This is a genomic window from Spiribacter roseus, from assembly GCF_002813635.1.
In the GTDB taxonomy this organism is placed as follows: Bacteria; Pseudomonadota; Gammaproteobacteria; order Nitrococcales; family Nitrococcaceae; genus Spiribacter; species Spiribacter roseus.
Window position 1 is genome coordinate 409723 of sequence record NZ_CP016382.1, and the last position, 12499, is coordinate 422221.

General features: G+C 65.9%; 10 protein-coding genes and 3 tRNA genes. 9 read left to right on the forward strand and 4 right to left on the reverse strand.

Annotation, left to right across the window (positions count from 1 at the left end; all coding sequences use genetic code 11):
• Window positions 1–801: an enoyl-ACP reductase FabI gene (locus BBH56_RS02095; RefSeq protein ID WP_148121772.1), complete on the reverse strand. Its 801-nt coding sequence runs from the start codon at window positions 799–801 to the stop codon at window positions 1–3.
• 98 nt (window positions 802–899) lie between these two features.
• Between BBH56_RS02095 and BBH56_RS02100 the strand changes: the two genes are divergently transcribed.
• Genes BBH56_RS02100 through BBH56_RS02125 form a run of 6 tightly spaced genes read left to right on the forward strand, consistent with a single transcriptional unit; the run spans window position 900 to window position 8487 of the window.
• Window positions 900–2729 (forward strand): extracellular solute-binding protein, encoded by a 1830-nt coding sequence (locus tag BBH56_RS02100; protein WP_148121773.1) that lies wholly within the window; start codon window positions 900–902, stop codon window positions 2727–2729.
• A 24-nt stretch (window positions 2730–2753) separates the two neighbouring features.
• Window positions 2754–3824 (forward strand): microcin C ABC transporter permease YejB, encoded by a 1071-nt coding sequence (locus BBH56_RS02105; RefSeq protein ID WP_144347716.1) that lies wholly within the window; start codon window positions 2754–2756, stop codon window positions 3822–3824.
• A complete protein-coding gene (locus BBH56_RS02110; protein WP_198515235.1) occupies window positions 3824–4873 on the forward strand; it encodes an ABC transporter permease in 1050 nt (349 codons plus the stop codon). Before BBH56_RS02105 ends, BBH56_RS02110 begins: the two co-directional genes overlap by 1 nt.
• Window positions 4870–6456, forward strand: a complete 1587-nt coding sequence (locus BBH56_RS02115; protein ID WP_144347715.1) for an ABC transporter ATP-binding protein — start codon at window positions 4870–4872, stop codon at window positions 6454–6456. The genes BBH56_RS02110 and BBH56_RS02115 overlap by 4 nt, the downstream gene beginning before the upstream one ends.
• Window positions 6457–6504: 48 nt before the next feature.
• Complete coding sequence (der, locus tag BBH56_RS02120; RefSeq protein ID WP_148121774.1) at window positions 6505–7929, forward strand: ribosome biogenesis GTPase Der; 1425 nt, start codon at window positions 6505–6507, stop codon at window positions 7927–7929.
• Between the two features lie 9 nt (window positions 7930–7938).
• Window positions 7939–8487 carry a hypothetical protein gene (locus BBH56_RS02125; protein ID WP_157809053.1) on the forward strand — a complete coding sequence of 183 codons (549 nt, stop codon included), beginning with the start codon at window positions 7939–7941 and terminating at the stop codon, window positions 8485–8487.
• Window positions 8488–8496: 9 nt separating this feature from the next.
• On the opposite strand, the gene BBH56_RS02130 is transcribed toward BBH56_RS02125, so the two are convergent.
• Window positions 8497–8573: transfer RNA gene (locus BBH56_RS02130), tRNA-Arg, on the reverse strand.
• A gap of 65 nt (window positions 8574–8638) precedes the next feature.
• Here BBH56_RS02130 and BBH56_RS02135 point away from each other — a divergent pair.
• Genes BBH56_RS02135 through BBH56_RS02145 form a run of 3 tightly spaced genes read left to right on the forward strand, consistent with a single transcriptional unit; the run spans window position 8639 to window position 12242 of the window.
• A complete protein-coding gene (locus BBH56_RS02135; protein WP_157809054.1) occupies window positions 8639–9964 on the forward strand; it encodes a TackOD1 domain-containing metal-binding protein in 1326 nt (441 codons plus the stop codon).
• On the forward strand, window positions 9964–11223 hold the full coding sequence (locus BBH56_RS02140; RefSeq protein ID WP_148121777.1) for a glycosyltransferase family 2 protein: 1260 nt from the start codon (window positions 9964–9966) through the stop codon (window positions 11221–11223). The genes BBH56_RS02135 and BBH56_RS02140 overlap by 1 nt, the downstream gene beginning before the upstream one ends.
• Complete coding sequence (locus BBH56_RS02145; RefSeq protein ID WP_148121778.1) at window positions 11223–12242, forward strand: HlyD family secretion protein; 1020 nt, start codon at window positions 11223–11225, stop codon at window positions 12240–12242. The genes BBH56_RS02140 and BBH56_RS02145 overlap by 1 nt, the downstream gene beginning before the upstream one ends.
• On the opposite strand, the gene BBH56_RS02150 is transcribed toward BBH56_RS02145, so the two are convergent.
• Window positions 12213–12288 (reverse strand) — tRNA-Ala (locus BBH56_RS02150). The two genes, BBH56_RS02145 and BBH56_RS02150, sit on opposite strands and share 30 nt — an antisense overlap.
• A gap of 112 nt (window positions 12289–12400) precedes the next feature.
• Window positions 12401–12487, reverse strand: a tRNA-Leu gene (locus tag BBH56_RS02155).
• Window positions 12488–12499: the final 12 nt, after the last annotated feature.

The following is a 12499-nucleotide window of genomic DNA, read 5'->3' on the forward strand; positions in this document are numbered from 1 at the left end:
TCAGCCCTCGCCATCCATCGCGGTGCCGGCCAGTGCCACCGAATGGAAGCCCCCATCGACGTGCACGATCTCGCCGGTGATGCCCGAGGCAAGGTCTGAGCACAGAAAGGCGCTGGTGTTGCCCACTTCCTCGATGCTGACGTTGCGCCGCATGGGCGCGGCGGCGGCATTGAAGTCGAGCATGCGGCGGAAGTCGCCGATGCCGGAGGCGGCCAGCGTCCGGATCGGACCGGCTGAGACGGCATTCACGCGGATACCCTCGGCGCCCAGATCACTCGCCATGTAGCGCACCGATGATTCCAGGCTCGCCTTGGCGGCGCCCATGACATTGTAATTGGGCAGCGCCCGCTCGCCCCCCAGGTAGGTGAGGGTCAGCAGGCTGCCGTTGCGTCCCTGCATCAGCGGCCGGGCACCTCGGGCCAGGGCGATGAAGCTGTAGGCGCTGATGTCGTGGGCCATGCCGAAACCGGCGCGGGTCGTGTTCTCGACAAACGAGCCCTCGAGCTCATCGCGCGGCGCGAAACCCACGGCATGGACGACAATGTCGAGATGGCCCCAGGTGTCAGCCAGCGACTCAAAGACGGCATCGATCTGGGCATCATCGGCCACGTCGAGGGGCAGCACGGGCCCGCCGCCACAGGCCTCGGAGCACTGCTCCACGCGGCGCTTGAGCTTTTCGTTCTGGTAGGTGAGCGCGACCTCGGCGCCCTCGCGGTGCATGGCCTCGGCGATGCCCCAGGCGATGGAGCGGTTGCTGGCGACACCCGTGATCAGTGCCTTGCGATTGTCAAGAAAACCCATGGGAACCCCTTTGCCCCTGTCATAATCCTCGGTACGTTACTCAAAAGCGCTGGCGCGGCCAAGCGGCGCCGGGGATGAATGCCATAAGGAGCGTTTCAATGCTGTCATTCGATGCCGTCCGACCGACCTTGCGGGCCATCGCGCTGGGATCGCTGATCGGGATGGGCCAGGCGCTGGCGGCCGAGGCCGAGCATGCCCTGGCGCTGCATGGCGAGCCCCGCTACGGGCCCGGGTTCGAGCATTTCGATTACGTCAACCCGCAGGCGCCCAAGGGCGGTACGCTCAAGCTCGCCAATGTGGCGGCATCGACCTTCGACAGCCTGCACCCGTTCATTCTGCGCGGCACCGCCGCCGAGGGCATGGGCCGGGTCTTCGATACACTCACCGTGCAGTCGCTGGACGAGCCGTTTACGCAGTACGGACTGATCGCCCGCTCCATCGAGGTGGCCGACGATCACTCCAGCGTCCGCTTCAACCTGCGCGATACGGCGCGCTTTCATGATGGCGAACCGATCACCGCCGACGACGTCGCCTGGACGTTCCGCCGGCTGCGTGAGGACGGCCACCCCCGTTACCGGGCCTACTATGCGGACGTCGATCGTGTCGAGGTGATCGACCCGCTGACCGTGGAGTTTCATTTTGCCACCACGGACAATGCCGAGCTGCCGCTGATACTCGGTCAGTTGCCGGTGCTGCCCGCCCACGACTGGGCGGAGCGCGACTTCACCGCCACCACACTGACGCCGCCGCTCGGCAGCGGGCCGTATCGCGTGGCCTCGGTGGAGCAGGGACGGCGCATCGTCTACGAGCGCGTCGATGACTACTGGGCGGCGGATCTGCCGGTCAATCGCGGGCGCTACAACTTCGATCGCATCAGCTACGACTACTACCGTGATGGCACCGTCGCGCTGCAGGCGCTGAAGGCCGGGGAGTATCACCTGCGCCGCGAGAACGTGGCGCGCAACTGGGCCACCGCCTACGACACGCCCGCCGTGGAAGCGGGCCTGCTCAAACGCGTCGAGATCCCCCACGATCGCCCGGCGGGGATGCAGGGATTTTTCTTCAACACGCGCCGGGCGGTGTTCGCCGACCCGGCCGTGCGCGAGGCCCTGGCGTACGCCTTCGACTTTGAGTGGACCAACGAGAATCTCTTCTACGGCGCCTATGACCGCACCCGCAGCTATTTCCAGAACTCCGAGCTGGCGGCCACGGGGCTGCCTTCCGAGGCGGAACTCGAGCTCCTCGAGCCCTACCGCGACCAGCTCCCCGAGCGGGTGTTCACCGAGGCCTACGCACCGCCGGATACCACCGACGGGTCACGCCGGGCCAACCTGCGCCGGGCGCTTGCGCTGCTGCGCGACGCCGGCTGGGCGGTCCGCGATGGCACGCTGACGCACACCGAGTCGGGTCAGCCGATGGCCTTCGAGATCCTGCTGGTCTCGCCGTCGTTCGAACGGGTGGTGCTGCCGTTCAAGCGCAATCTCGAGCGGCTCGGGGCCGAGGTGAGCGTGCGCACCGTGGATCCCACCCAGTATCAGAACCGCATGGAGGCGTTCGACTTTGACATGACCGTGCACGTGGCGCCGCAGTCGCTGTCGCCGGGCAACGAGCAGCGCGACTTCTGGAGCTGTGAGGCCGCGGAGATCAGTGGCAGCCGCAATGTGGCCGGCGTCTGCGATCCGGTGATCGACGAGCTTGTGACCGCGGTGATCGACGCGCCCGATCGTGAGGCACTGGTGACCCGCACCCGGGCCCTGGACCGCGTGCTGCAGTGGCATTTCTACGCCATCCCCAACTGGTATATCGATCGCTTTCGCCTGGCGTACTGGGATCGCTTCGGGCGGCCGGCGGACAACCCGCCCTATGGCCTGGCGCTGGACAGCTGGTGGGTGGACCCCGAACGGGCGGCCCGGGTGGATGACCGCTAGTCGCGGACCGCGGAGTCGCTGAGCGTGTACGCCTATATCGCGCGCCGGTTGCTGTTGATGATCCCGACGTTGATCGGCGTGCTGCTGATCAACTTCGTCATCGTCCAGTTTGCCCCGGGTGGGCCCATCGAGCAGGTGATGGCCCAGGTCCAGGGCACGGCGGACCTGTCCACCAGCCGTTTCTCGGGGGTCGCCGCGGATGAGGTCTCCGGCGAGAGTCGCGGCGGTCGCGGGCTGGATCCGGCCTATATCGCCGAGCTCGAGGCGCAGTTCGGCTTTGACCGGCCGGCCCACGAGCGGTTTGCGAAAATGCTGGTGGACTATGCGCAGTTCGATCTGGGCGAGAGTTTCTATCGTGACCAGACGGTGCTCTCGCTGATCGTCGATAAACTGCCGGTGTCGGTGTCGCTGGGGGTGTGGACGCTGCTGCTCACCTATCTCATCTCGATCCCGCTGGGCATCCGCAAGGCGGTCCGCGACGGCTCGGGGTTCGATGTCTGGACCAGCGCCGTGGTCATCGTCGGCTACGCGATCCCGGGGTTCCTGTTCGCGATTCTGCTGATCGTGGTCTTTGCCGGTGGCAGCTATCTGGACTGGTTTCCGCTGCGCGGGCTGGTCTCCGATAATTGGGAGCAGCTCGCCTGGCCGGCCCGCATTCTCGATTACCTGTGGCATCTGGTGCTGCCGGTGCTGGCAATGGTGATCGGCGGTTTCGCCGGCCTGACCATGCTCACCAAGAACTCGTTTCTCGAGGAAATCAACAAGCAGTACGTCATGACCGCCCGGGCGAAGGGCGTCAGCGAGCGCCGTGTCCTCTACGGGCATGTCTTCCGCAACGCCATGCTCATCGTGATCGCCGGTTTCCCGGCCGCCTTCGTGGGGGTGCTGTTCACCGGCGCGCTGCTGATCGAGGTGATCTTTTCGCTGGATGGGCTCGGGCTGCTGGGCTTCGAGTCGGTGGTCAACCGGGATTATCCGGTGGTCTTCGGCAGTCTTTTCGTCTTCACGCTGATCGGCCTGGTGCTCAATCTGCTGGGCGATCTGATGTATGTGCTGGTGGACCCCCGGATCGATTTCGAGGCTCGGGACGGGTGATGGACCGACTGCGCCTGAACCCCATCAATCAGCGCCGCTGGGCCCAGTTCCGGGCCAATCGCCGGGGCTGGTGGTCGCTGTGGCTGTTCCTGGTGCTGTTCGGTCTGTCGCTGGGTGCGGAGTTCATCGCCAATGACCGTCCGCTGCTCGTGCATTACGACGGCGACTGGTATTTCCCGGTGCTGGTGAGCTATCCCGAGACCACCTTCGGTGGGGATTTTCCTACCGAGGCGGCCTATCGCGATCCCTACGTCGCCGAGCTGATCAACGCCCGGGGCTGGATGCTCTGGCCACCGATTCCCTATCACTACGACACCATCAACTACGCCAGCGAATCGGCGGCCCCGGCGCCGCCGTCCGCCGCCAACTGGCTGGGCACCGACGATCAGGCGCGCGACGTGCTGGCGCGGCTGATCTACGGCTTTCGCCTGTCGGTCCTGTTTGGGCTGGCCCTGACGCTGGCCAGCTCGGTGATCGGTGTGGCGGTGGGCGCGGTCCAGGGCTATTTCGGCGGTCGGGTGGACCTGCTGGGGCAGCGCTTCATCGAGATCTGGGCCGGCCTGCCGGTGCTCTATCTACTGATCATCATGGCCGGGTTCGTGCAGCCCAACTTCTGGTGGCTGCTGGGGATCATGCTGCTGTTCAGCTGGACACAGCTGGTGGGCGTGGTGCGCGCGGAGTTCCTGCGGGTGCGCAATTTCGACTACGTCAAGGCGGCCCGGGCGCTGGGCGTCGCCGATCGGGTGATCATCGTCCGCCATGCGCTGCCCAACGCCATGGTGGCCACGGTGACCTTCATGCCGTTCATTCTTACCGGCTCGATCACCACTCTGACCTCGCTGGATTTTCTGGGCTTCGGCCTGCCGCCGGGGTCGCCGTCGCTGGGCGAGCTGCTGGCGCAGGGCAAGAACAATCTCCAGGCCCCCTGGCTGGGGCTGACGGCGTTTTTCACACTGGCCATCATGCTCTCGCTGCTGGTGTTCATCGGCGAGGCCGCGCGGGATGCGTTCGACCCGCGCAAGACCTTTGGCGGCGGAGACCCGGGATGAGCGCCCTGCTGCAGATTGAGGATCTGTCCATCGCCTTCGGCCGGGGCGGGCGCCAGACCCCGGTCGTGCAGGGGGTCAATCTGACCCTGAATGCACGGGAAACGCTGGCGCTGGTGGGCGAGAGTGGCTCGGGCAAGTCCATTACGGCGCTGTCGGTGCCCCAGCTGCTGCCCTATCCGTTGGCCAGTCACCCCACCGGCCGCATCCTGGTGGAGGGCGAATCACTGATCGGTGCCAGCACGGCGACCCTGCGGCGGTTCCGGGGGGGTGCGTTGGGCATGGTCTTCCAGGAGCCCATGACCTCGCTCAACCCCGTCCATACGCTGGAAAAGCAGATCGGTGAGACCCTGCGCATCCACCAGGGCCTGAGCGCCGCCGCGGCCCGGGATCGCATCGTCGAACTGCTCGAGATGGTCCGGCTGCCCGAGGCCTCGGCCCGTCTGGGGGCATTCCCGCATCAGCTCTCCGGCGGGCAGCGCCAGCGTGTGATGATCGCGATGGCGATCGCCAACAGCCCCCGGCTGCTGATCGCCGATGAGCCCACCACGGCGCTGGATGTGACCATTCAGGCCGAGATCCTCGAGCTGCTGGCTGATCTCAAGCAACGACTCGACATGGCCATGCTGCTGATCAGCCATGACCTGAATGTGGTCCGCCGGGTGGCGGATCGCGTAGCGGTCATGCAGCAGGGACGCGTAGTTGAGCAGGGTGAGGCCGCCAGCGTGTTCGAACAGCCCCGCAGTGACTATACCCGGGCGCTGATCGCCGCCGAGCCCAGTGGCCGACCGCGGCCCGTCGCCAATCCGCAGACGGTGCTCGAGGCCCGGGATCTGCGGGTGTGGTTTCCGCGCCGCGGTGGTCTGCTGAAACGCGTGGTGGGCCACCTCAAGGCGGTGGACGGCATTGATCTGGCGGTGGGCGCCGGGGAAACCCTGGGGGTCGTGGGCGAGAGCGGATCCGGCAAGACCACGCTGGGCATGGCGCTGCTGCGGCTGCAGGCCGCCACCGGTCAGATCCGCTTCGAGGGTCGTGATATCAGTCGCCTGGGCAAGGGGGCGCTTCGGCCGCTGCGGCGGCGACTGCAGGTGGTCTTCCAGGACCCCTATGGCAGTCTCAGCCCGCGGCTTTCCGTCGAGCAGATCATCGGCGAGGGGCTGGCGGTGCACCGCATCGGTGCCGATGCGGCCGAGCGCGGCGCCCTGGCCCGCGAGGCGCTCGCCGAGGTCGGCCTCGACCCGGCGCTGGCTGAGCGGTTTCCCCACGAACTCTCGGGCGGCCAGCGTCAGCGCGTGGCGGTGGCGCGCGCCATCGTGCTCAAGCCCGCGGTGGTGGTGCTGGATGAACCCACCTCGGCCCTCGACCGAAGCGTTCAGACCCAGCTCGTCGAGTTGCTGCGATCACTCCAGGCGCGGCACGGGCTGGCGTACGTGTTCATCAGCCACGACCTGAAGATCGTGCGGGCCATGAGCCACCGTATGCTCGTCATGCAGTCCGGTCAGGTGGTGGAATCAGGGCCGGCGGAGCGGATTTTCACCGACCCGCAGGCGGCGTACACCCAACGGTTGCTGGCGGCGGCATTGTGAGCGTGGATTGCCACCCCGACCGGGGCTGCCGGCTGCTATCATGACTGGATGGAGCAACCGGTAATCGCCCTGGTGGGGCGGCCCAATGTGGGCAAATCCACCCTGTTCAACCGACTTACGCGGACGCGGGATGCCCTGGTGGCGGATTTCCCGGGGCTGACCCGCGACCGGCAGTATGGCGTTGGCCGCCTGGGGCCGGCGCCCTATGTGGTGGTGGACACCGGCGGGCTCGGCGAGCCCGATGACGTCACTTATCATCACATGCAGCGTCAGGCCCTGCGCGCGCTGGACGAGGCCGATGTCATCCTGTTTCTGGTCGACGCGCGGGTCGGCGTCACCCCCGGCGACGAGGCCCTTACCCGCGATCTGCGCCGCCGCGGTAAACGCGTCTGGCTGGTCATGAACAAGATCGACGGGGTCGATGCGGACGTTGCCGGCGCCGAATTCCACTCGCTGGGCATGGATTCGCCCTGGCCGATCGCGGCGGTGCAGGGGCGCGGCGTCACTCAGCTCATGGGTGCGGTGCTGGAGGACTGCCTGGGGGCCGCCTGGGCCGCCCCGGCATCCGCCGATCCCGCCGACGCCGAGGCGCCCGACGAGCCGGATGCGCCCATTGATGTGGCCATCATCGGCCGGCCCAACGTGGGCAAGTCCACGCTGGTGAACCGCCTGATCGGCGAGGAGCGGGTGCTGGTGTATGACATGCCCGGGACCACGCGGGATTCCATCCGGGTGCCGTTCGAGCGGGACGGCCGGGCCTTCACGCTGATCGATACCGCGGGCGTGCGACGCCGGAGCCGGGTCAGCGATGGGGTCGAGAAATTCAGTGTCATCAAGACCCTGCAGGCGATCGAGGCGGCGCAGGTGGTGATCATGGTGCTCGATGCGCAGCAGGAGATCTCCGAACAGGACGCCCACCTCATCGGTCATGCCATCAACGCGGGGCGCGGGCTGGTCCTGGCGGTCAACAAATGGGACGGGTTGATCGCTGAAAACCGCGAGCGCATCCGTCGTGAACTCGACGTCAAGCTGGGATTCCTCGACTTTACCCGGCCACGATTCATCTCCGCGCTGCACGGGACCGGAGTCGGCCGGCTGCTCGAGGAGGTGGCGCATGTGCATGCAGCGGCGCGCCGCGAATTGCCCACACCCGCGCTCAACCGGGTGCTTGAAGACGCCATCAGTGCCCACCAGCCGCCGCTCGTCCGCGGCCGGCGCATCAAGTTGCGCTACGCGCATCAGGGCGGCCGCAACCCGCCCACCATCGTGGTCCATGGCAACCAGACCCGCGACCTGCCGGATGCCTACCGGCGGTTTCTGATCAACCGGTTCCGCAAGGCGTTCCAGCTCCATGGCACGCCCATTCGGCTGGAGCTGCGCACCGGCGAAAACCCTTATGCCGGCCGCCGCAACAAGCTCACGCCGCGACAGCAGAAAAAACGCGACCGGGTGGTGCGTCGGAACCGACGCTAGGGCGGCACAATGACGAATATATCGCTGCCGCGGGCCAACCGCATCCGAATGGTCTACTCGCCCCTGGAGGATCGTCTTGCGCTGAGGCTGACGATGGCCTCCGGGGAAGGGCGCATCGCCTGGCTGTCCCGCCGGGCCCTGCATCGGCTCATGCAGCCCATCAATGACACGCTCAAGCAATCGCATCCGGCCGCCGAGGGCGAAGCCGCCCACGATGCGGTGATGGCGCTGGAGCATATCGGTGCCCGCTCGCAGGTGGCCGCGCAGCGCCACCAGGATGAGGCCGGCGAGACCACGACACCACCCGGCCCCGAGGCATGGACCCACTGGCTGGTGACCGAGGCGCGGGTTGAAAGCCAGCATGAGGAGATCGTCATCGCCCTGATGGGCCAACCGCTGCCGGGAACCCCCGACGAGCGACTCGACCCGATGCCCATCGCCGGACTGTCGCTGATCCGCGCGCATGCCCACGAGGTGCTGCGACTGATGCATGCGCATGCCGAGAAGGCGGGCTGGTCGCTTGACGCATCGATCGGCTGGATAACGGCGGACCGGTAGGCGTTGGGGTGGCGCCCCGAGCAGGATTCGAACCTGCGACCTATCGCTTAGGAGGCGATTGCTCTATCCAGCTGAGCTATCGGGGCGTATAGATAGAGTCTACAGGCAGTCGAGGCGCCCTGCCGAGACGCATTAAAAGGCGATCATGCGAATGGATTCCGCAACCGCGCGTCCTCGTTTATGGCTGGTGGGCGAATCGGCCCGCCCGATCTGGCTCAGCGACGCCTACACCCTGGCCGACGGGCCGGAGCATGCGGACGTTGCCGTGCTCATGCCCGGCACGCCGGTCGAGGCCCTCGACGACCGCCGCGCCTCCGCGCACGCCGCGTTGATGCCCGTGATCAACGCCTCGGGTCAGTCGATGCCCGGGGCACTGTGTGATGTCGCCAGCCTGCAGCCGGCGCTACTGGATGAGGCGCTTGGCGTCGCGCGGCCGGTGGTTGAGCGACTCGCGCAGCTGCCCGAGATTGATGCACTGGCCGATACAGACGCATTGATGGTGCTCGCCATGGCCCATTCGTGGCAGACACCGATTCAGGCCACCTGGGACTTTACCCGGCCGGCCGCCGTCCGCTACGCGGCTCTGCGGGGCATCGAAAATCCCAGGGAGCTGCTCGAAGAGCTGGCCGCGGCCGAATTGCTGGTCCGGGAGCGATTCGACTGCATCCACTACTGCCCGGCCTGCGACGGCTCGCGGCTGAACGTCCGCGAGGAGTGCACCGAATGCCGCAGCAGTGACCTGGAGTCCGAGCCTCTGGTCCACCACTATCGCTGTGCCTATCAGGCCCGGGAATCCGAGTTCCTGCGGGGGCGTTCGCTGGAGTGCCCCAAGTGTCGGCGGGCCCTTCGCCATTATGGGGTGGATTACGATAAACCCGGCGTGGTCTTCGTCTGCGGTCATTGTGGTGCCGAAAACAGTGATCCGGCGGTGGGCTTTCTCTGCACGGACTGCGGTCGGCACACCGACAGCGAGCTGATGGACACCCGTACCTGGTGGCATTACGCCATTACGTCGGGTGGGGTCACGGCGCTGCACCGCGGTGTTCTGCCGCATCTGAGCCTCGAGGCGAGCATGGCCCGTGGTCCGATGGGCTACTGGGTCAGGGACTTCATGACGCTGCTGCGGTTCGAGCAGGCTCAGGCCCGTCGTTACCAGCGTCCCCTGTCAGTCCTCATTCTGCGTGTGCACAACATCGAGGCGGTGAGCGACGCGTGGGGTGGCCGCGGTCTCTCACAGGTCTTTGCGCATCTGGTGGATGTGCTCTCGGAGTGCCTGCGCGAGACCGATGCCGTGACCGCCCGCGACCACGTCGTCTACGTCCTCCTGCCCGAAACCCCAATGGCCCAAACCGAGGTCATTGCCCAGCGCCTGCGCGAGATCGTTGAGACAGTGGTCGCATCGCCGATGCAGATCACGGTTGAGCGCAGTGGGGGAGTGGATGGCCTCTCCACAGTGCTCGAGGCGCTGACGGACTGATGGAAAGCTCCATCGCGCTGCTCGCCCAACTGGATCTGCAGGGTTTTGTTTACCTGTTCTGGCATTACGTCATCTTTGATCTGTCGCGCTACGGCCTGAGCGTGATCGCCATTCTGCTGGCGGCGCCATGGGAGCGGTCATCACCGGATCCCTCCCATCGCCCCGCGGTAAGCGTGCTGTTGGTCGGTTTCAACGAGGCCAAGGCACTGCGGCGTACGGTGCGATCGCTCGGCGAGCAGACGCATCAGAATCTGGAACTGATTCTCGTGGATGACGGATCGATTGATCGCATGCGTGAGATCGGCGGGTCGCTGCGACGTCGTGGCGAGCTTGATCGGGTGGTATCCACCGGCATCCGCGGTGGCAAGTCCAGTGCCATCAATATGGGCCTGGAGTACGCCCGCCATGATCTGGTGAGCATCGTCGATATTGATACCACCTTCGATCGCGACGCCTTCGAGCAGCTGGTGGCGGGGATGGCCGATCCGCAGGTCGGGGCGGTCGCCGGTAACCTGGCGGTGCGCAATGCCGATACCACCCTGATGGCCCGCTTCCAGGCCATTGAATACATCACCAGTATCGCCCTGGGCCGCCGCTTCACCGCGGCGCTGGGGATCCTGTCGATCGTCTCAGGGGCGTTTGGCGTATTCCGCAGACAGGCACTCAGGCAGATCGGGGGCTGGGACGTGGGGCCCGGCGAGGATGCTGACATCACCGACAAACTACGCCGGGCCGGCTGGGCGATCGAGTTCGCGCCGCATGCCTGGTCGATGACCGATGTACCCGAGACCCTGAGCGGCTTCACTCACCAGCGGCTGCGCTGGAACCGCAGCGTCATCCGCTTTCGGCTGCGCAAGTACGGCGCCGCCTTTAACCCGTTCTGGCGGGGTTTTCGCGCGGAGAATGCCCTCGCGATGGCGAATATCCTGTTCTATCAGGTCGTCCTGTCGATCAGTTTCTACGTCTATATTGTCTGGCTTTTCGCGACGCTGGGCCCGCACGGCGCCCTCACCGTGCTGGGTGCGACGATGCTCATCTATATCCTCCAGGGCCTGCTGGTCTACTGTGTGGCGTGGATCATGAGCGGTCCCCGTGCGCCGCTTGCCTATGCGCTGTACGTCCCCGGCCAGATCCTGTTCTCGACTTTCGTGCAGCGAGGAATTCGCATGATCGCCTATCTGGATGAGTGGATCTTCCGTCGCTCGTATGCGGATCCGTATGTGCCGTCAAAAGTCCGCGACGCGGCGGAGCGTTTCTGATGCAGCGCCTGCGCCGACCACCGCGCGTGGATCGTCTGCAGACCGAGCAGCGCCGCCATCGAGCGCGCATTGGGCGGTGGATTTACCTGTTGCTTTTGTTGGCCCTGATCGTGTGGCTGCTGAATATCTTCTTCGGGGACCGGGTGTACCTATCCGCACCCGGGATGGTGACCCGCGATCAGGTCGCGGTCAGTGTCAGTTACTCGGGGCGGGTGACCGCGCTGCATGTCCGCGAAGGCGATCGCGTTGAGGCCGGTCAGCGGCTCGCCTCGCTTGAATCGCTGCCGGTGCAGCGCGATATCGCCAATCTCTCGGCACAATGGGCGGAATGGCGACGTCGACGCGCGGCGTTGGCTGCCGAGCGCTATACGATCCGCCGCATGCTGCCGGTCGCCCGCGAGCAGGCGAGCACCATCGCCGAGTTGCTCGGCCTGCGTGAAAAGGCCTACGAAGAAGGACTCAGTACGCATCTCACCCTGCACGAACTGGTGACGGCGGATTACCGGAGCACCCTGCAGGCGACCGAACTCGAGGCCCGGGAGCAGGGGATAGCGCGCGAGATCGACACCCTTGATGACATCGTCACCCGGTTCGAGCGCAGTCTTGACGGTCTACGCGCGCGCTTTGACGGCGGCGAGGTCTATGCCCGACACGACGGCATCATCACCGATGTACACGTCAAAGCGGGTGGCCATACCGGCCAGGCAGGCGAACTCATGACAATGGTCGTCGGCGAACCCTATGTGCTGGCCTATATCCCGCCCGGGGCGCTCTACTCAGTGAGCGAAGGGGACAGAGTCCGGGTCAGTTATGGTTTTGAGCGCCTCGACGGCACGGTCGAGTCCATTCGACCCGTTTCGGTGCGACTGCCCGAGGAGTTCCAGCGGGCTTTTCAACCCCGACAGCGCTCGCAGATCGTTCGGGTGAACCTGACCAACGGGGAGATTCCGCCGGCATTCACGGCCGTTCAGGTGAGTGCATCGGGAGGATGGTGGAGCCGAGGGGGATCGAACCCCTGACCTTCGCGTTGCGAACGCGACGCTCTCCCGGCTGAGCTACGGCCCCATTGATGGCTGAAAGCTTATCATTGCTGACGTAAAGGATGCCACAGGCGTCAGACGCCTTGTTATGATAGCGCAAGGGTTGTTGCGACAACAGATACCCGCCATCAGGTTTCTGGTGCCGGGGGCGGGGCTCGAACCCGCACTCTCTTGCGAGAACCGGATTTTGAGTCCGGCGCGTCTACCAGTTCCGCCACCCCGGCATTAACCACAAG

Bases quoted from the DNA above. Each gene is read 5' to 3' on its own strand.
- BBH56_RS02110 (WP_198515235.1), top strand. From the start codon at position 3,824: ATGGACCGACTGCGCCTGAACCCCATCAATCAGCGCCGCTGGGCCCAG.
- BBH56_RS02135 (WP_157809054.1), top strand. From the start codon at position 8,639: ATGGATTCCGCAACCGCGCGTCCTCGTTTATGGCTGGTGGGCGAATCG.
- der (WP_148121774.1), top strand. From the start codon at position 6,505: ATGGAGCAACCGGTAATCGCCCTGGTGGGGCGGCCCAATGTGGGCAAA.
- BBH56_RS02125 (WP_157809053.1), top strand. From the start codon at position 7,939: ATGACGAATATATCGCTGCCGCGGGCCAACCGCATCCGAATGGTCTAC.
- BBH56_RS02145 (WP_148121778.1), top strand. From the start codon at position 11,223: ATGCAGCGCCTGCGCCGACCACCGCGCGTGGATCGTCTGCAGACCGAG.
- BBH56_RS02095 (WP_148121772.1), bottom strand. From the start codon at position 801: ATGGGTTTTCTTGACAATCGCAAGGCACTGATCACGGGTGTCGCCAGC.
- BBH56_RS02100 (WP_148121773.1), top strand. From the start codon at position 900: ATGCTGTCATTCGATGCCGTCCGACCGACCTTGCGGGCCATCGCGCTG.
- BBH56_RS02140 (WP_148121777.1), top strand. From the start codon at position 9,964: ATGGAAAGCTCCATCGCGCTGCTCGCCCAACTGGATCTGCAGGGTTTT.
- BBH56_RS02115 (WP_144347715.1), top strand. From the start codon at position 4,870: ATGAGCGCCCTGCTGCAGATTGAGGATCTGTCCATCGCCTTCGGCCGG.